Annotated in this window: 16 protein-coding genes and 4 pseudogenes; 16 read left to right on the forward strand and 4 right to left on the reverse strand. The window is 37.3% G+C overall.

What is annotated here, in order from left to right:
- Window positions 1–82: 82 nt before the first annotated feature.
- Entirely contained in the window at window positions 83–505 is a 423-nt protein-coding gene (locus tag ABHN01_RS20560; RefSeq protein ID WP_429877061.1) for a hypothetical protein, read from the reverse strand.
- A 1,741-nt stretch (window positions 506–2,246) separates the two neighbouring features.
- Here ABHN01_RS20560 and ABHN01_RS20565 point away from each other — a divergent pair.
- From ABHN01_RS20565 to ABHN01_RS20575, 3 genes are all read left to right on the forward strand, one after another.
- Entirely contained in the window at window positions 2,247–2,540 is a 294-nt protein-coding gene (locus tag ABHN01_RS20565) for a hypothetical protein (RefSeq protein ID WP_429877062.1), read from the forward strand.
- 456 nt (window positions 2,541–2,996) lie between these two features.
- Window positions 2,997–3,404: a hypothetical protein gene (locus ABHN01_RS20570; protein WP_429877063.1), complete on the forward strand. Its 408-nt coding sequence runs from the start codon at window positions 2,997–2,999 to the stop codon at window positions 3,402–3,404.
- 37 nt (window positions 3,405–3,441) lie between these two features.
- Window positions 3,442–3,771, forward strand: a complete 330-nt coding sequence (locus ABHN01_RS20575; protein WP_429877064.1) for a hypothetical protein — start codon at window positions 3,442–3,444, stop codon at window positions 3,769–3,771.
- Window positions 3,772–4,881: 1,110 nt separating this feature from the next.
- Here the strand turns inward: ABHN01_RS20575 and ABHN01_RS20580 are convergent.
- A pseudogene (locus tag ABHN01_RS20580) lies at window positions 4,882–5,089 on the reverse strand (BlaI/MecI/CopY family transcriptional regulator); the annotation flags it as partial.
- A gap of 645 nt (window positions 5,090–5,734) precedes the next feature.
- Between ABHN01_RS20580 and ABHN01_RS20585 the strand changes: the two are divergent.
- Window positions 5,735–5,956: a hypothetical protein gene (locus tag ABHN01_RS20585; protein ID WP_429877065.1), complete on the forward strand. Its 222-nt coding sequence runs from the start codon at window positions 5,735–5,737 to the stop codon at window positions 5,954–5,956.
- 198 nt (window positions 5,957–6,154) lie between these two features.
- Here the strand turns inward: ABHN01_RS20585 and ABHN01_RS20590 are convergent, their stop codons facing one another.
- Complete coding sequence (locus ABHN01_RS20590; RefSeq protein WP_429877066.1) at window positions 6,155–7,192, reverse strand: acyltransferase; 1,038 nt, start codon at window positions 7,190–7,192, stop codon at window positions 6,155–6,157.
- A 325-nt stretch (window positions 7,193–7,517) separates the two neighbouring features.
- Here ABHN01_RS20590 and ABHN01_RS20595 point away from each other — a divergent pair, with 325 nt between their 5' ends.
- From ABHN01_RS20595 to ABHN01_RS20640, 10 genes and pseudogenes are all read left to right on the forward strand, one after another.
- Window positions 7,518–7,727 carry an NAD(P)H-binding protein gene (locus tag ABHN01_RS20595; RefSeq protein ID WP_429877067.1) on the forward strand — a complete coding sequence of 70 codons (210 nt, stop codon included), beginning with the start codon at window positions 7,518–7,520 and terminating at the stop codon, window positions 7,725–7,727.
- Between the two features lie 702 nt (window positions 7,728–8,429).
- A pseudogene (locus tag ABHN01_RS20600) lies at window positions 8,430–8,639 on the forward strand (3D-(3,5/4)-trihydroxycyclohexane-1,2-dione acylhydrolase (decyclizing)); the annotation flags it as partial.
- Window positions 8,640–8,838: 199 nt separating this feature from the next.
- Window positions 8,839–9,021, forward strand: coding sequence for a NucA/NucB deoxyribonuclease domain-containing protein (locus ABHN01_RS20605; protein WP_429877068.1), 183 nt, complete (start codon window positions 8,839–8,841; stop codon window positions 9,019–9,021).
- Between the two features lie 114 nt (window positions 9,022–9,135).
- On the forward strand, window positions 9,136–10,503 hold the full coding sequence (locus tag ABHN01_RS20610) for an N-acetylmuramoyl-L-alanine amidase (protein WP_429877104.1): 1,368 nt from the start codon (window positions 9,136–9,138) through the stop codon (window positions 10,501–10,503).
- Window positions 10,504–10,841: 338 nt separating this feature from the next.
- Window positions 10,842–11,195, forward strand: a pseudogene (locus ABHN01_RS20615) (sigma-70 family RNA polymerase sigma factor); the annotation flags it as partial.
- Window positions 11,196–11,591: 396 nt separating this feature from the next.
- Complete coding sequence (locus ABHN01_RS20620; RefSeq protein WP_429877069.1) at window positions 11,592–12,458, forward strand: DUF1259 domain-containing protein; 867 nt, start codon at window positions 11,592–11,594, stop codon at window positions 12,456–12,458.
- A 174-nt stretch (window positions 12,459–12,632) separates the two neighbouring features.
- Window positions 12,633–12,872: a peptidoglycan-binding domain-containing protein gene (locus ABHN01_RS20625; RefSeq protein ID WP_429877070.1), complete on the forward strand. Its 240-nt coding sequence runs from the start codon at window positions 12,633–12,635 to the stop codon at window positions 12,870–12,872.
- 397 nt (window positions 12,873–13,269) lie between these two features.
- Window positions 13,270–14,121: a DUF2935 domain-containing protein gene (locus tag ABHN01_RS20630; protein ID WP_429877071.1), complete on the forward strand. Its 852-nt coding sequence runs from the start codon at window positions 13,270–13,272 to the stop codon at window positions 14,119–14,121.
- A 1,096-nt stretch (window positions 14,122–15,217) separates the two neighbouring features.
- Window positions 15,218–17,041 (forward strand): APC family permease, encoded by a 1,824-nt coding sequence (locus ABHN01_RS20635; RefSeq protein ID WP_429877072.1) that lies wholly within the window; start codon window positions 15,218–15,220, stop codon window positions 17,039–17,041.
- A 226-nt stretch (window positions 17,042–17,267) separates the two neighbouring features.
- Window positions 17,268–17,543: pseudogene (locus ABHN01_RS20640) on the forward strand (VOC family protein); the annotation flags it as partial.
- A gap of 27 nt (window positions 17,544–17,570) precedes the next feature.
- Here ABHN01_RS20640 and ABHN01_RS20645 read toward each other — a convergent pair.
- Window positions 17,571–17,903: a helix-turn-helix domain-containing protein gene (locus tag ABHN01_RS20645; protein WP_429877073.1), complete on the reverse strand. Its 333-nt coding sequence runs from the start codon at window positions 17,901–17,903 to the stop codon at window positions 17,571–17,573.
- 180 nt (window positions 17,904–18,083) lie between these two features.
- On the opposite strand from ABHN01_RS20645, the gene ABHN01_RS20650 reads away from it, so the two are divergent.
- Entirely contained in the window at window positions 18,084–18,392 is a 309-nt protein-coding gene (locus tag ABHN01_RS20650) for a PadR family transcriptional regulator (RefSeq protein WP_429877074.1), read from the forward strand.
- 14 nt (window positions 18,393–18,406) lie between these two features.
- The gene (locus ABHN01_RS20655; protein WP_429877075.1) at window positions 18,407–19,600 is read left to right on the forward strand and encodes a chromate transporter; all 1,194 of its coding nucleotides are present in this window, start codon (window positions 18,407–18,409) and stop codon (window positions 19,598–19,600) included.
- The last annotated feature ends 34 nt before the right edge of the window (window positions 19,601–19,634 follow it).

Here is a 19,634-nt window from a genome sequence, read left to right on the forward strand (position 1 = left end):
CTTATTTAGGTTAGCTCACTAAAGGCAGCTGGCTTTTATTTTGCATTTTTTATAAGTGGTCTTTGTGTGGGATGACACCTCTTTAACAATTATTATTTCGCGCATCAATAACAGTACACTGCTGCGCGCCCTGGCGAATTAGTCGTTGCGCTTCTTGCATGGAAATCCTTACAAATACTGCGTTATCAAAATCGTTTTCCACATCAAACAAAGCAAAGGCCTGATTACGGTTAATAAATACACACTTAAACTCAACATTCTCACGATTTCTTGATCTAGGTATGGAGTTTCGAATTTCACACAATTCCAAACCAGCTCGGTTTAATCGTCTTGCAGTCCTTTCATCTATGCGAATAATCACAAATACCTCTAAATCCACTCCAGGAACCTCTGACTCAATTTCCACGACCGCAAAAAAACGGTTTCCAAGTACCAAAAGGCAATTAGCCCCTATTTCAAAAACTTCTTCGCTGCCCACATTAATATTGTTGTGCCTAAAACTCATTAACTTTTATCCCCCTCTGATCTAAAGCTATTGAATGGATACAAGTATAGATAAAGTCTTATTGGTAATCCAACCTGCATCATTCACTATCTAGCATATTCTGCAAAAGGTGAATTGCTACTAAAATAGTAATAATGTGACTAATAAATACACAATTATCTACAATAAATGGAAAAAGCGAAGGCTGATTTTAACACATTAAAATTTTAGTGGAATCAAATAATGGCAATGTACACATCTCTGTGATCCTAGATTGGGAATACGCTTTTAGTGGTTCACCTGTAATAGACAATGAAACATGCTGAGGGATGAGAACTAACTTCAAATCTATTAACTCATTTTAATGGAAGTTACCAGCCCCAAGGAGGGAAACCTGCTTGATAAATGGTTACAGAAAGCTATTAGTCCTGATCTCATTGTGTGTTTTATTAAACAAGGAAGAATGCGGAGAAGTAAGAGGGATAATGAGTTCAAAATAACTGGATGAAAAACACTGGTGATGACATACCTGTCTTCGCATTCGGTTTTGGAAAAGAACGATTCGCTGGGCAGATTGATAACACTGACCACGCGAAAATCATCTTTAACATTCTGAAAAACAACCAGTAAGTATAAAAACGCATCATACATGAGAAAATATCAAAATCCCGCTGCTTAATAGGGCAACGGGATATATTCGGGGCTATCATTACTCAATAGGGTTTGCCATGTTCCGTTAGCCATGCAGTAGCTGCATCGTGCTGTTTCTGATTCCATCGATGGAATAAATGGTAATTATTATAAGAGGGCATACTCCATAAAGAATAACCCTGCTGAAAGGAGTCGTCTTCAAAAGCAGAGTTGTTTTTTAGAAAGTGGGGCAGTATTGGTAAATGGTCCTCAAATATTCAGTAATAAACATAAAGTGCACATTAAATGCGCATTTCTACGTAGGATTCTTTATTGTTATCGCTCGTTTGTCCCTTTACCCACAGAGGGAAAAGGAAACAACGCACATTTTAAAGGTTTGTTTTCACAGTCTATCATATTTCTACATAGTATATTGTGAGATTAAGAGATTTTCTCTTTTTCTCAAATTGTTAACTAGGAGGTGAAATAACATGTCATCTTCTAAAAAGGATTTCAAATGTAAATGTAAATGTAAACGACGTAAACGTTCATCAAGTTCTGTTTTTAGATGTAAAAAAGTAAAAAAGAAAAAACGTTGTCATTGCGAGTGATATAAAAGCTAGTGGAAGTGAGGTCTATCTCGTCGGAGGTAGGCCTTTTTATTTAGTTCTTAAAAAAGAAGACAACTCTTTGTAGCAAAATACCGCAGAATTATGTAAAAACAGGAAGTGACTGACTTTGGGTTTGTGCTACCCTCCTTTACAATATGCGGATAAATGTAGAAGGGTTGGGTTATATGAAAACTTTTTAAAGTTTTCTCCGATTCTGGTATTGATACTAAAGATGGGAGACATAGTAGAGCTATTTATGATACAGAGGATCTGCCAGCATCAATTAAGGGCATACCCATTGAAATAAAGAGAAATCATAAACTATGGTTCTATATTAACAAAGCACAAGATTGCACCTGAACCAACTAAACCTGCAAACGGTTTTGCTTATACATTTAACCAATCCCAGATTCCTGTTTTCAATTGGGTTATTAACGGAAAAAGTCAAATCACCAAGAACCATGCCCTGAAGTAACAAATGCAAGCCAAATCCTTCTAAACTTTGGCCGGTTGACAAGAGAATGGTCCCGATCAAAATTGAAGGGGGGATAGACCCAGACGGTGACCCGGAATCGATTAAAATTAAAAGCAATGAGATAGATGAGCCTGGAAAAGAAACCGACATCGGCGGTATTGGCACAGATACTGCAAGAGTGCGTGAAACCCGTAATGGCAATGGAGATGGCCGGGAATATCATATTACTTTTACAGCTGCTGATGATAAAGGTGGAGTGTCGACGGGAAAAGTATTGTTTATGTCCCACACGATCAAGGAAAATAAAAATGAGCGAAGTAATCGTAAAGGAGGATTGTAAATCACAGAAATGAAACCACGATTATTGATAACTGGAAGGAGAATAAGAAGACACACTAGCATTTAAAACGTAAATGACAGCCAGGGTGCTGACACGTTTTAAATAAAGTACTTTTCACTGAATGCCAAGAATCTGTTAGGACCATTAAAAGGCACATTTCTTGAATAAGAAATGCGTCTATTATCATTGAAGAGCTAGATTGTGATTAAGGTGTAAAAGTCTATTTCCTCGGAGGCAGGCTTTCTTTATGGTTATTGTTCATTTGTCTCATTTAAAACCCAGTGAGGTTAAAAGGAATAACGTGCTTTTTTAAGGTTTATTTTCACAATTTACCTTGATTCTACATAATATATTGAGAGATTAAGAGTTTTCTCTTTTTCTTTAAATGTGTTACTTGAGGATTTATAAAACCCTCGATGAACAGGCTTTGCTGCTGTGTTCGGAGGGAGGAAAAAAATGTCTTGTAAAGACGATCAAAATTGCCATGTGGAAACCCATACCATCGGGGGCCCGGAAACGTCGGTAGATACGAGTTTTAATATCGTTACTGGTTTGAATACTATTTTTGAAGATCTGACCAATAATCACAATAAAACATTGATCAACATCCAGAACAATGGGGGATCTCCCATTGTAGTCAACATCAATACAAGAGAATGCAAAGGACCCATCAGCTTTACGCTTAATTCTGGACGAAGGCGTGCCTTCCAAGTAGAGGATTTTGATAGTTTAACAATTAATTCAGTAGACGGTGGTTCGGTAAGCTTGTTTGTTCAAAAAACGTTCTGTATTTGCTGTGAGGAAGAAAAAGAAGAAAGCTCTAGCTCTAGCCACAGCAAATGCGAAAGTTCTAGCAGCTCTTAGCGTAATCTTAATGGGGATTTTGTTAAGGAGAAAAGAAATGAGCTGTAAATGCAGATTGACAACCCACACCATTGGGAAACAAACAACAGGTGGAGGTGTGGGTTTTACATTGATTGAACCCTTTTTGAAAATTATCACCTGTCATTACAATAAAACATGGATTGACATCCGAGTACAATGGCCATCGATTAACATCATAGTGTTTGGTACGACGGCTGTTATAACCATTCGGACAAGAAATTGCCCAGAAGCCGTCATGGAAACACTTGCTCCTTTTCAAAGGCGTGTAATCCAAGTAGAAGATTTTGAAAGCTTGACCATGACTGCGACAGGGGAAGTTTCCGCAAACATAAAATTTAATGCTTAAAAAGGAAAGGATCGCGAGCTTTCCTTTTTATTTAATCGGGACTTTTGAGCCAAGATCTATTCAGGATGTTTGCTTTTACGTAAAGCCCATCAAAGGCTGAGTCCATATTCAAGGACTGCAATCTTCTTCTCATTTTGAAGACTGCAAATTCCATAGTTTTCTCAATTTCATGATCTGAAGGGGCTTTAATGACATGTATGTTGCCAGGACTACGATCTAACAAAATATTTGCTTTTCTTATTGAGTTCTTTATATCTCATATTCTATACTATCACCGATTCTTTTTAAGCTATTCTTGTTTAATGTACGTTTGTCCTCTGCCATTCAACCATACATAGGATCATGTAATTAATATAATATAGAAGATTTAAAAAGAAGGTGGTGAAATTATGAAAAAACGTTGCCATTTTCATAAAGACGAAAGTTCCAGTTCCTCTAGCTCCTTTAAGTTCAACGAAGAGAGTTCCTCTAGCTCCTCTAGCTTCTGGAATAGAAGATTTAAAAGACGTTGTCATTTTAAGATAAACGAAAGTTCCAGTTCCTCTAGCTCCTTAAAGTCGCTCTTCTAGCTCCTTGAGCTCCTCGAACTAAGAAAAAAGTAATAAATTTCATTTAAAATAGAAAACCCCTGGTCAGAATTATTCTGATCATGGGTTTGTCGACTTGTAATGTTAGATACTAGAACATTACAATTACAGAATTGGGTTAATTTTATGAGTATAAGCGATTGTGAAGATTTCTACTAGTAGCTCTTTCATCAAAGGGAAGTCTTTAAATCACCCCGTGAAGATATTGAAGTCACAGGGCGGCTAGTGGCTATAGGAAAACTTATCGGTATTTAAGTTCTGGATCACTTAATGGCCGAATACACCAGTCTGAAGGAAAAAGGATGCAATGATCTTCAGGAAGGGTTTTAGCCTTCTAATTTTTGTGAACTTTTTAAGAACAAGCAAATTTCACAAACTTCTAGTCCCTTGACAGCTCTATTTCGCAGAATTGGACGGCTTAATTGACATTTGGAGCTACCAAAATCCCTTTTTATTTTCTTTTATAAAAATCGGTGAAAAGAAGAGCCCTGTGTTGCAACGAACTGTCATACAAGGAATTGTATCATAATCGTTGGTCTTTAAGGGATGCTTCGCATGATAAGGACTCCTGTTGGATGAACTGAACCAGCATCGACTTTGGCGTCCACCGAAAATTATCTTTATAAAAGACTGCGTCTCGGCCCGCTGATATTCATCCTGCGAGTAAAGCGGAGAAAAGTATAGACCTTCTGATTTTTATTTACACCGACCACCTTTTTTTGGACTACACGAAGAACTTACGGGTTTCTTAGGGGCCCCAGGATATGTAATTTGGTTTACTTTAGCAGTATTATTCTTTGTCTCATTTAAATCATTCCACATTCCTTATTTTGGGCCGTTTATACCTTTTAATTAAAAGCAATTAGAGATGTGATTTTCAGAATACTATGCCTCTGAAAAACAGAAGGCCGATTGTTCTAGATACAAAGGGATCCAGACCGATAATCCACAGCGACAGCTAGTGTAAGACTGGCTGTTTTTTTGCGTATAATTTATGCAAGGGGCGCATTTCAGCCTTTACTTATTGGTATAATGGCACGGAACGATTGGGAATAGAGAAGCAGAATTTGAACCATAAATTAATGGGGCAGCCTTACCTTTGGTTCATCATGTAAATGAGGTGAGGTTTTTGCTGCATGTCTTTGAAGGTGACAAATGTGTTTTACAGTTTAATCAATTGGATTTTAAAAAAGGTAAAACTTTAAAGTTTGAAGAAATTTGGGTAATCCAACCGAGAATATGAAACAAAGTATGACCATTTTAAGTTTGATGGTAAAATGATATCTATGAGCTTGACTCGCCGGATCACTACAAAGATTTTAATCATTTAAAAAGATGGTTTAATGCTAGAAGATGCATAAAGGGGAAATCGACATATGAAATCAATCAAGGTCAACATGTTCTTCAGTGTAGGGGAGGGCTATTTAAGAAGGGCCATAGAAGCAATGAAGCGGTCGTCCGATTTCGATGAAAAAACATTTAAAGAGTATGATGAGGCTTGTTTTGTAGCGGGTTATCTAGCGGGAGATGGAAATAAGGTCACCGTAGAAAAAAATAGAGACGATTGGACAGTTAAAATTCTTGAACGGAGAACGTAAAGAATCTTAAGAACATTGCTCGAAAAGTGGAAACGAAAAAGCTCGTCAGATGACGGGCTTTTGGTTTTAAGGGTAATGATCCATGTATTTTACTATACTTAAAGATGGCAACTCGAGCACCTGATAAGAATTTCCTTTTACTGTATAAAGTCATTCAAAGTAAGAACTGCAACAAAAAGTTTATTTAAATGTAACATTTCACTGACTGGTTTTTACATATTTTAGTTTGCTTAAATGCACTTTTAAGAATTGAAGTAAATCATAAATGATATATGACATAGAAAATATAATAAGTGTCTTAAATAGCTTTAACAATAAATGGTCAGATATGCCATCCATACCTATATCCGATACAAACATATCAAAAATATCGATGAAGAATACATGCACAATATATATACCTAAAGCTCTTGCTCCGATTTTATTAATGAACCAACACTTCCCCAAAGTCACATTCTTTAATGCGAATAAAAAAAGGAATGCAGTTAAAAAAATAGTAGATAAAAAATATTCTCCATGGCTGCCCGGCAGTACCTTATCTAATAAGTATCCTTCTGCCACTTGGATCACAGAGAAAATAAAAATTAGTAACAGGTACGTTTTTGAGGTTAACGCGCGTGCTTTTTTAAACCATTTATTAAATGCAAAGAAGAATCCCAAAGCAGCATAAAATAGACCAAAAAATAAGGCATCACGGGTTCTTAGAGGAAAATCATAGAACACTGAATACGATTGTCCAAAAAGGCCGATCAAGTTTAAAATGAGGCTGACGAATAAAAGAAGCCTTATTTTTTTGAATTTAAAGAACCCGAATAGAATGATAACACTCCAAAATAATGCGGTTAAAAACCACAACTGGTATCCGCTAGTCGCTTCTCCATAATAGATGAGTTCAAGTAACGAAAAACGATTGAAGTATTGCTCATATCCCTTTAGCCCTGCATCAGCAGGAACTTTAATAAAAACATCAAACATCATATAAAAGAAGAGCCAGGTTAAATATAGTTTTGCGATTCTTAAAATATACCTTTTAAAATAATCAAAGGAACCGTTCGTTTGTATCATCTTTTTACCGAATAAATAACCGGATGCAGTAAAGAAGAATGGTACTGCAAACCTTGATACGTTATCGAGAAAAAATAATTCAATCTGATGATCCCTAGGGAATACATGAATAACCACAACAGCAAATATTGCAAAAAATTTAATATAGTCAATCGCGTGGTTTCTCTCCATTGTTTCCTCCCATTCGTAACTCTAATATTAACATCATGGGCCATTGCCCATATTATTTACAACGAAGATATTTTTATTTGGAAGTATTCGAAATTAAACGGTTGAAGTCGGTCAAAAAGTAAAAGAGGGCAGAAAAAGATTGCTGTCATTGTTTACTCAAGGTGTAGATTCTTGTAGAAGAGGTTCAGTAAAGTATTTAGCATAAGAATAAGCTGGATTAAAGGGGCAGATTGGCGGTAACATTGGATATTTTACACATAAGTTGTTTTCTTTTTTATGCCCATTTAGATAGCAGGTTTGACTGTTTGGACTTTACACTGATCTATTGGCCAGTCCTAAAGAAATGGCTGAAAAGATGTATGACGCAGAAGCAATTTTCTTTGTAACTGTTTCTAGGGGAAAAGATTTATTGAAGATTGACTTGAAGGGTGCTGTTAAGGTTATGCGTGCCGCTGAGAACAAGAAAATAAAGAGGTTTATCATGCTCAGTTCAGTTTTTCTCTGGATCAAGATAAATGGAATGAGTCTTTTCTAAAAGATATAACGACTATAATATTGCCAAACATTTTGCCGATAGTGGCTTATAAATAATACTTAGCTAGACTATACAATATTACGGCCAGGAGTTTTAAAGGAAATCCCTGGATCTGGAAAAATAGATGTCAATATTAATTATCCTGCTGAAATCTCTAAAAATGTAATTGACACTTTAGCCCAAAGCTTGCAAGAGCCAGCTACCATTGGTAAAGTCATAACAATGAGCGATGGTAAAACTCCTATACCAGATGCTTTGCGGAATTTATAAGAATCGTCCTTATGGGGTTAAACTCGAATTTTGTAAGCTAATTAAAATTTCAACTAAAAGAAGTCGGATTCCTGTATGTTAAGGAACCGACTTCTTTTAGATTGGCTTGTTGAAATATCCATTCCGTTTAAGAGCAATATTTCACACACTTGCTTTTAGAATCACAAAAAAGGTTGCAGTGGCAACCTTTTTATTATAGATGACTTTTGAAATGATAATAACCAGGTCAAGGAAGCTTACTGCAACTTTCTATTGGAGAAATTTAGTATAACTTTCAGTGAATCTAAGGTTAAGCTATTTGAATCGTATATATTTTTCACCAATAGTAAAAAGGTTACGGCAATAAACAATGTACGGACATAACCACCTCCTTTTTTAATTGCAAATTTCGATCCGCACATCGCTTCAGCAATTCCTGCAAGTGCTATTGGCAATCCACCTGTATTGTTTATCCCGGGGGACACCTTTGCAACAAGACAGCCAGATCCGGTTTTACAGCAAGTGGAACATGAATATAGCTTGGCTGTAACAACAAATGATGCGTTAAAACCTGTTTCAAGGTACTGGCATCGGATTACTCGCCCTGAGCAGTTAATGTTAAGCTTAATTCGGGCATTTGAAGTAATGACAAATCCAGGTCAAATCTGTCTACATCTCTTGCAGAAATATTATCGAATAAACTCATTTTTTCCCTCCAATTTCAATTTCTTGTATTTCTTTATTACATTAGATGCGAGAATTGATAGCTTGGCATAGATAAACGTCTTGCAAACTCATTTATTTTGTATTTTTATTTTTCCTTTGCTGCGGGTACATTTGAGGTTACTCGCCATCAAAGATTTTGCGAAAAACCCTTACCTATGATCCCTCTGAAAGAGGAGAACAGTGCGATGAATTCCCGTTTGCTTCTACCTATGAGGGAGCAGGGAAAGGGGACGGAAACTTCTCAGTCGTTACATTCCTTATGCCGTTCAAGAGAGTCGGAACGCCCCTCTTAACAAATTACCTTCGGAAAAGTTTATGATAGATACCTACGGACAGGTATTTTGATTAGAACTCGACTTTTTACCCAAACCAACTATCATTCCTTAACATATGATATGGAAGGACAAACGCTAGGGGTGATCAGAGATTGAAAGTGATAGTAATAGACCCAGGACACGGAGGCAGTGATCCTGGGGCGACGTTTAAAGAGTCTCAGGAAAAACTTTTCAACCTGAAAATAGCTTTGAGGGTAAGGGATTATCTGGAAAAAACCTATACTGTTAAAATTATAATGACAAGAACTAGCGATAAGGCTTTATCCTTAAAAGAGCGTACTGATTTGGCGAATTCTACAGCTCCAAATTTTTATCTCTCCATACACAGCAATGCAGGTGGCGGAAGCGGGTTTGAGAGTTATATTTTTAATGGTCATGTTCCTGAACAGACTAAAACCTATCAGGAAGTCATTCATGAAGCCATTATGAACCAGGTAAAAGTGAAATATGATATCACGGATCGGGGAAAAAAACGAGCAAACTTCCATGTGCTTCGAGAAACTAAAAGTCCTGCGTTACTTTTGGAAGTTTTATTTGTCGATAATCTAAAAGATCATGCCTTTCTTAACCAATCCTCTTTTATTGAGGACGTGTCGATCGATATTGCAGAAGCCATTGCCAAGGCATTAGATTTACCCGTTAAACCACAGCCGAAAATTTTTTATAAAGTAATTGCTGGTTCATTGAAAAATCGAACAAATGCGGAAGAAAGAGTCTCGTATCTGGAATCAAAGGGAATAGAAGCATTTATTGATCCAATTCTAATTTTAGGCGAACAGCATTATCGTGTGTTGGCCGGTGCCTTTTCCAGCAGAGAAAATGCAAAAGAACGTGTGAATGCTTTAAAAAGAAGTGGCATTACAGATGTATATATAGTGACGGAGAAGCCTAAAAGTGCTCCTTCCCAACTGCCATCCAAACCAGAGGACAAGTTTACGATTAGAGGAGAAACCAGTTTAACCGATCAACAGATGGATTTCTTTGTTCAGATGGTTAATCCGAATGCTCCGCTTCTTGGTGCCCTTTATCAAAGGTTTGGAGAAATTTTCGGGGTAAGAGCAGATGTGGCTTTTGCGCAAGCGGTACACGAAACCAACTATTTTCGTTTTACGGGAATCATTCGCAAAGAACAAAACAATTTTGCCGGTATTGGTGCTGCAGGTGAAGAAAATCCAGGAGCGGCTTTCAAAACAGCTGAAGAAGGTGTACTCGCTCATATTCAACATCTTTTTGCTTATGCTTCTACAGAAAAAATCCCAGAAGGATATCTTCTCGCTGATCCGTTATTTTGTTTGGTGGATCGTGGCAGTGCGGTTGCCTGGACACAGCTGAATGGAAAGTGGGCATTTCCTGGTACATTGTATGGCCAAACCATTCTTTCCATTTATACAAAAATGGTAAACTTTACGATACAACCGCTTGTAGAACAAAAACTAAAATTAGAGCAGATATTAAAAGCAATGTAAAAAGGTTTATCAAACATCAAAAACCACAGATTAACAGGAATCCGTGGTTTTATTTCTTATAACTTAATAGCTTTTTGATTCTTTATCGAACTACATATAACCGATCAGGTACGGCGGCTATTTGGACAATAGCGGCGTTGCAAAATACCAATGAGCATTGGATTCCTGCCAAGCGCGGGGCAAAAGTACATCATCGTGAGGAACAGTACTCTGCTCTACTTTCTTGGTGTAATGTTTATTGTAACAATGCAGAGCAATCTTTATTCCCTGGTACAGACACCTAACAAGCCCAACCGGGCATACAGATAAGAGAACAAAAAAAGCCGGGAGGTGTTTGTATGTCCGGGTTGCTTGCCGTATTAGCGTACTTTTTTAAAGAAGTCATGCTGTTTGTTTCCTACGTAAAAAACAATGCATTTCCGCAGCCCCTCTCCGAAAATGAAGAGAAAGAATACTTAAAAGCGATGGCCGAAGGGGACCAGGAGGCCAGAAGCAAACTGATCGAACACAACTTGCGTTTGGTTGCACATATCGTAAAGAAATTTGAAAATACAGGGGAAGATACGGAAGACTTGATTTCCATCGGAACCATTGGACTGATCAAGGCGATCGAGAGCTATTCGAGAGGGAAGGGCACGAAGCTTGCGACGTATGCAGCCAGATGTATTGAAAATGAGATTCTAATGTCAATAGTGTTGCATGAAAAATACATTATAGGTAATGTGCCAACATTCAATTGCACCCATAAGGATGGGTGCTTTTTTTATTTATATCTACTCTCCTGGTTTTGCTGGTCATGGAATCAGTTGGAGTGGTTTAGCCATGAGATTTCAAATTTAAGTAATAATGAACGGAAAAAATCTTAAGACTGGATACAGTAAAAAGACTACAGCTAACACCGAGCCTTTTTCACTATCATTATAATGTGGGTTTTGTGACAAAGTGGACTATACTTGATCACTTATATTTTTCGATTGTAATAGGGAAGGAAATGTAATGGTTTGATTAGGACATATATACCTTTCAAAAAATGAACGAGAGCATATCCTAAAAAATAAATATGATTAGGAGGAATCCAAATTAGAAACATGGACATGAACCCATCAGATCTTTGCATAAAATTTGCAAGGATCCTCAATTCAACACCTAGTGTGGTTAATGGTGTTTGCTTGGCTACGCGGTCACGCACGAACATTCATCCAGTGGTTTTAGGAAGAAAGGCTGAGTCTTTTATGTTTGTTCCCCAAGCGTTTTCGTTCGAAAATATGGACGAAAAAGGGAATGCACTATGCCTAGGGGAGACTGTTATTCTTCAAGAAGAAATCAACCCATTTTTAACCAAGCTTCGCCAGTTTGGTATTATTGTTACTGCCGTTCATAATCACTGGCTTTTTGATAAGCCACGACTTATGTATATGCATTTTGAATCAATCGATCAACCACTTGCATTTGCCAGAAAAGTTAGAGAAGCTATGAAGGTTTTAATTACCCGAGATGTTTATGGTAACTGCGATTACGAAAAGAAAGTAATAATAGGTAATCCAGGTCTTTGTGATGAATTCAATGACATTCTTAGTGGGGCAATGCACACTTTTGAAAATGGAATTTGTACGGTAATGAAATTGCGTAACAATATAAAACCTGTTGTCCTTGGTAGACGAGGAAGGTCATTTTTACTCATTCCTCAAATGTTTACATTTGAGTCCATGACAAAAGATGGTCGTGCGCTTTGTAGTGGGGAAACTGTAATCCTTCAAGAGGAAATTAATCCTTTTATTAGTAAATTACGTGAACATGGGATTATCGTTACTGCGGTTCATAATCACTGGCTTTTTGAAAGTCCCCGGCTTATGTTTATGCATTTTGAATCAATCGATAAACCACTGGCCTTTGCAAGGAAAGTAAGGGATGCATTAAGCGTGCTTACTACTAAAAAGGTCCGGGGCCATTGTTAATTAATAAAGGCTTTAGTGATTTAAACATGCGATTCTCATGAAGAATCGCTTTTTTCTTTAACTTATAACTCCTAGTTTGAAAAGTTTCAACTTCAACTAAACTGCCACATTAACTCAATAAAAAAATACTACGGTGTTTGTGATGCCTAGCCGCGGTCTTCCTATAAGTATTCTTTGCCTTCTATCACAGTTGGTAGAGGTAAGAAGAATCCGAAGGCTGAGATCCTGAAACTTCAAAAGGCGTTGAATGCTGTTAGATTTAAATGCGGGGCTGTGGATGAATTATGGGGACCACAAACCCAGGATGCACTTGAAAGGTTCCAGAAGGTTTATCTTCCATATGAAGTTGACGGAATCTTTGGCCATAACACACGAAAGAAACCGCAAGCCGTTCTGAAATCAAAAGGATATTAAGGAGAGGATAAAAGATGATTGATTTTACTTCTGAATTTCTTCCGGGAATTAAATACTTCTTGGAATCACTCCAGAACATATAACTGAAAGCCCTTGCGTTTATTGTAAAGTGTGACGTTTTCAGGTGTTTTCTTATAAACTGGCGTAATAAGTGACGTGTGAATGGGCACACGTCATTTTCCGAATTAATTAGGGTTTTTGAGTCCTTTTAAGAAGTTTTGACATAGGAATTCACAAGAATTTTATGCTGGACAATAAGTATTGAACACATTAGATAGGATAGTTATAGGTAGAAGAAAAATATTCCTCTCTTTATTACTCAATTTTCAAATAAGCATATTCAAACGGCCAAGTATATATAAATAGAATGAAGGAAGTATATCAGGGAGGTTATAGAATGAACGGGGAAGATACATCTCTGCATGCTGATACCGGTGTTACCTCTGGATCGTTTGTTGAACGCTCTTTAAATGAAATTCGTTTTTGGGCTAGGATCATGAAAGAACATTCTTTATTTCTTCGATTGGGTTTTAGAGCAGAAGATACTCAACTAATTCGAGAGGCTAATCAATTTTATCGCATATTTGAACGCATCGAACAAACTGCACATTCCTTTAATAATCAAACAGACCCCGAACAAATAAGAAGATTTAATTCCGAAGTTCAACGAGCTGCAACTAATATTTTCTTCTTTAAACGGAAGATATTAGGATTAATTCTCACATGCAAATTGCCTGGGCAAAATAATTTTCCACTATTAGTTGACCATACAAGTAGGGAAGCAAATTATTTTAGCAGACGATTATTAGAATTAAATGAAGGAAAATTACAAGCGCTTCCAGATGCCATTATTAGAGAAAATGTCTTCTTCTTAAGGATTATGGCAGACCATGCCAAATTTATTGGTCATCTCCTTGATCCATCAGAAAGGAAACTAGTTGATTTAGCACGGAATTTCAGCAATGATTTTGATCAATTGCTATATCAGGCAAAGGACTTAGAATCTATGAAGCCACAATCTCAAACAGTTCCTCTTTTAGATCAATTTCTTGATCAAAACAGGGTGTCGGTCGCATCTCTTAGGGACTTCAAGAAAACAGCCCGTGATTTGATTGAACAATGTAAAATAAAGAGCATTATTCATCCTCTATTAGCAGACCATGTTTTCAGGGAAGCGGATAGGTTCCTTGAAATCATTGATATGTTTGACGCGCATCTTACAGGGTACCCGATAACAAGCAAAAGTTAAAGAATGTGCAACTTGGTTTAATAAAACATTGGAGATGGAATTAAAAATCGAGTTGCGGAGGCTGCTCTTTTTTATTTTGCTTAAAGATTGTGAAGAGTTGTATTTAAAGTAACGAGGGCTTCTGTTAAAAAGGGACAAAAACGCCTTATCAATCAGCAACAAGAAATAACTGTCAAGTCTGAAGATGTTCCCGTATAAAAATTAAAAATCCCTCAAAATAGAGCAAGCATGAACAATAAAAAGCTGATAAAAAAATTTGATAAACAGGCCAATACTTACGATCGATTAAAGGAAAAACAAATGCAAAGGAAGTGGATTAATGGACAGCTACCCTTGCTTTCTCCACCTTCGATAATTGGTGGCTAAAAGAAATGCCGAAATTACTATGTTATCTTCGGTTGCTCTATTACAACGTTTGGCACCAACGTAATGACTGGAGAACGGTAGAGGGTGAACTGAAGATGAAATGGTTACGTTTTAAAGAAGAGATTGAATCAGATGAAACTTTGACAAATTATCCATTTGGATGATCTTTCTGTATATAGGAGGCTAACAAAATGTTTAATCCCGTTGGAGGTAACGGTTGTTATTGTAGTATTGTATTTCGGGGGAAGAGCAGTCATAAGGTAGATTAGAGTACAAAAAGACAGTAGGTGAAAACCCACTGTCTTTATTTTAGCTTAATATGACAGACTCTCTTACACTTGACCATCAAGAAGGTGGATTTGTTCTTGTAGGTATGCCTGAAAGCAATTGTTGTTCATCCAAAAAACCGCTCAAATTGAGCGGTTTTTTGGATGAAAGTTCCATTTTATCAGCATTCCCTTTATGGGAATGTGGAAAATTTTTAAGAAAAACAACTCTTATAATAAGAAACCTCATCTTATCTTTTTAATCTTTTAGTTTACGTTACATAGTTACAAGGGTATGATGACAGTGTTTTCTATTTCTTAAATAGCTGTAACCAATTAAGTACGGGAGAACTTCCATGGATGTTTGGTAATCGTCAGCAGCTCTTTTTACGTTGACCAGCTGACTTTCATAAGATCATTGGGTTAAAGGAATTATAAAGTTAAATTAATTTGGCGGTGATGTAATGTTTTCATCTTTAAAAAGGTTATTGATCGGAAGACCATTAAAATCAAAAGAACTAGGCGAGCAAAAGCTGAATAAAACAAAAGCTCTAGCTATATTGTCTTCAGATGCCTTATCATCAGTTGCCTATGGTCCAGAACAAATTTTAATTGTTTTAATCACTGTAAGTGCGGCAGCCTTTTGGTATTCCATTCCGATTGCGGTAGGTGTGTTAATACTTTTAACCGCTCTCATCTTTTCTTATCGCCAAATTATCTTTGCCTATCCTCATGGCGGAGGGGCATACGTTGTTTCTAGAGATAATTTAGGTGTGAATCCTGGATTAATCGCGGGTGGATCACTATTGGTTGACTACATACTGACTGTGGCCGTTAGTGTCTCGGCTGGAACAGATGCGATTACATCTGCATTTCCAGCATTGCATTCTTATAACGTCCCGATTGCCATCGTTTTCGTTCTATTTTTAACTATCTTAAATTTAAGAGGTGTAACAGAGTCTGCTTCGATATTGGCATATCCCGTTTACTTATTCGTTTTAGCTTTATTTATCTTAATTGGAGTTGGGGTATATAACATTGCAACAGGACAAGTGCCTGCTGAATTACATACTCCCATTGGAACGCCAGTTGCAGGGATTGGGCTGTTTTTATTATTGAAGGCATTTGCTTCAGGAAGCTCAGCTTTAACAGGTGTTGAAGCTATTTCTAATGCCATTCCAAACTTTAAAGATCCTGCCCCTAAAAATGCTTCTAAAACTTTAATGGCCATGGGAGCTTTATTAGCCGTTTTATTTTCAGGAATCGTAATATTAGCGTACTATTATGGCATTACTCCAAGTGAAAAGGAAACGGTTGTTTCACAAATTGCAGAGGATACGTTTGGACGAAACTTTATGTACTACTTTATTCAAGGTACCACGGCATTAATCTTAATCTTAGCGGCAAATACAGGTTATTCAGCTTTCCCATTATTGGCAGTTAATCTGGCAAAGGATAAATTCATTCCCCGCATGTTTACTATAAGAGGTGACAGGCTAGGTTATTCTAATGGAATTATCACACTAGGGGTTGCCGCCATTATTTTAATCGTAGTATTTAAAGGTAAAACAGAACAGCTAATACCTCTTTATGCAGTAGGGGTTTTTATCCCTTTTACGTTATCTCAAACAGGTATGATTTTAAAGTGGCTTAGAGAGAAACCTCAAGGGTGGCTACCCAAACTCTTGATAAATTCAACAGGTGCTCTTATTAGTTTTACGGTAACTCTCATGTTCTTTTTAACCAAGTTCACTCAAGTTTGGTCAGTTTTAATCTTTTTGCCTATCATCGTTTTTATCTTTCATCGAATTAAAAAACATTATGAACAGGTTGGTGAACAATTAAGAATCAAACCTGGCCAACAACCAAAGGCCATTGAAGGCAATGTTATTATCGTACCAGTAGCAGGTATTACACAAGTTGTTGAAAATTCCATTAATTTTGCGACATCCCTCACTGATCAGGTCATTGCGGTTTATGTTGCTTTCGAGAGAGATGACGAAAGAACCTTTGAAGAAAGATGGAAGAAGTGGCAACCTAATGTAAGGCTCGTAACACTGCATTCTCATTATAGAAGCATCATTCACCCATTAACCAAGTTTATCGATACCGTTCAACACAAGGCCAATGAAAATAACTACCAGGTCACCGTATTGATACCACAATTCATCACGAAGAAAAGCTGGCACCACATTCTTCACAACCAATCCAGTCTTCTCATTAGAGCTTATTTACTCTTTAAGAGAGATGTTGTTGTAGCAACTGTTCCTTACCGTTTTAAAAAGTAAAATAATCTAAGAATTACCCCCCCCCCCGAGTGGCTTTGTACTTGGAGGGTTTTCTTATGTGTTCGTTCTATACCAGAAAATGTTCCAATCAGAAATTCTGAGGTTTAGAGTTAATATCTGCAAACAGTGAAAGAATGAACAAATTCCCAAAAAATATGAAATCGACCATAAATATTTATTTTATCTTATTTTTGGTCTTTACAAATTACAATTAACAGGAGTACGCCTTAACTTTACGTTGAACCTAAAGAATGAAGTATCTGGAAACCAAGTTGGCCACTTCGGGTTCCAGGTAGATAATGCAGAAGAAGTACTAAAGCATAAAGAACGTCTGGAGAAGCTCGGCTTTTTTGCTCGTGAGGAAATGGATGTGACCTGTTGCTATGCTACTCAGGACAAATTCTGGGTATCTGATCCCGACGGAAACGAATGGGAATTCTTTTACACTAAGAACGATGTAGAGGAACCAGCTCCATCCGCGAACACCACATCCTGCTGCTAGGAACATAAAAAACGAGAGCAGAAGCTCTCATTTTAAGAAATGTTCCAGTCCTTTCTCAAAACTCGATAACAGGTATTCAGCTGTACCAGCATCGATTGCTGATAAGTCGGGGTACTGCTGCATGGCTCGGTTAAAACGAAACGAGATTTGATCTTTTTCCTGGTCTGGCGGGACCATGCTGAAGATCAGCAGTTCTTTTTGTACCTTTTCTAAAAAGCCGAGTTCAATCTTATTCGTCTTACCTGTCTCTAATTGGCTCAAGTAACCTGAGGATACCCCGAGGTCTTTGGCAAAATCATTTAATGTGATTCCTTTCTTTTCTCGGAGAAATCGGATTCGTTGTCCCAGATCTTGCATCATGAAATGTAGCTACCTCCTTTTCATGAGGATATGCCCCATACATTAGTAAGAACTATTTCTCTAAGGGGAATAAAAACACCTTCTTGTATATAGAGGGTGTTTTTTTTCGTAAATCTCATGTTATTATCTTGATAACGAACTTCGATATAGAAAAACGATATCGCTGAAAGAGGTGGGAAATTGGAGGATAAAGTATTAAGGAAACTTTTTCTTGGGTTTATTCAGATTCATATTTTACATCATGCTAAGGAACATCCCATATTTGGCGTTTGGATGCTAGAAGAATTAAAAGAGCATGGTTATAACATTAGTTTTGGCACCTTGTATCCTATTCTTCATTCAATGGAGTCAGATGGGTTGCTATCAAAAGAGGAAAAGAACGTCCATGGAAAAATCCGAAAGTATTACTCAACCACTGAAAAAGGAAATAGGGTTCTCATTGAAGCTAGAAAAAAAGCATTTGAACTTTTCAAGGAAATTAAAGAGTAAAAGGGGTGATTGTAGTGCAACGAAAAAATGATAAAAGAGGATTGTCCACCCTTCTGGAAATCCTTTTAGTTTCAACCAGACTTGGATTAACATCCTTTGGAGGGCCGATCGCACATCTAGGTTATTTTCATGAAGAATATATCCGCAGAAGGAAATGGCTGGACGAGAAAAGTTATGCCGATTTGGTGGCTTTATGCCAGTTTCTACCTGGACCTGCAAGCAGTCAGGTGGGGATTGGAATTGGTGTTTTGCGTGGGGGAGTATTAGGTGGCATTGTTGCTTTTCTTGGTTTTACACTTCCATCTATTATTGCACTCATTTTATTTGCCGTCATTATCCATGGACTAAATGTTCAAAACGCAGGCTGGATCCATGGATTAAAAATTGTGGCGGTAGTAGTTGTCGCACAAGCCATTTTAAGTATGGCTCAAAAACTTACGCCTGACTTAAAACGAAAAGCTATTGCACTGGTTACGATGGTCAGTACACTCTTATGGCAGGCACCTATTGTTCAAGTAGGAGTTATTGCTATTTCTGCTGGATTAGGCTTTATGCTCTTTAAACAGCAAAGTGACAACGATGATAAACAAATACGTTTTCCTGTATCGCGGGGGTTCGCGTTATTTTGTTTGGTTTTATTCTTTGGATTACTCATTATACTGCCGATAATGAGAGAAATAACTACGTCGAAATGGATTGCTATGTTTGACAGCTTTTATCGATCAGGGTCCTTAGTTTTTGGAGGAGGCCATGTGGTTTTGCCTTTATTGGAACGTGAATTTGTCCCTTCTGGTTGGTTAAGTAAAGAATCCTTCTTGGCTGGATATGGTGCTGCACAGGCTGTACCAGGTCCATTGTTTACCTTTGCCGCCTATCTAGGTGCTGTGATTAATGGATGGAAGGGTGGCATATTAGCTACGATCGCGATTTTTTTACCTGCATTTTTACTCATTTTAGGAACTTTGCCATTTTGGGACTCTTTACGACGTCATCCCAAGGTTACAGGTGCTTTAATTGGCGTTAATGCAGGAGTGGTAGGAATCTTAATTGCTGCTTTTTACACTCCAATCTGGACGAGTTCTATTAAAGATCCCGTTGATTTTGCTTTTGCAGCTGTATTATTTAGCATGTTGGTTTACTGGAAACTGCCACCTTGGCTTATCGTAGTAACTGGTGCAATTGGTGGATCGATCATTTCATTACTTTAAAACAATAGCTTTGAGAAAAACTATAATCCAAATA

Source organism: Fictibacillus sp. NRS-1165, from assembly GCF_050468105.1.
Lineage (GTDB): Bacteria > Bacillota > Bacilli > Bacillales > Fictibacillaceae > Fictibacillus_C > Fictibacillus_C terrinigri.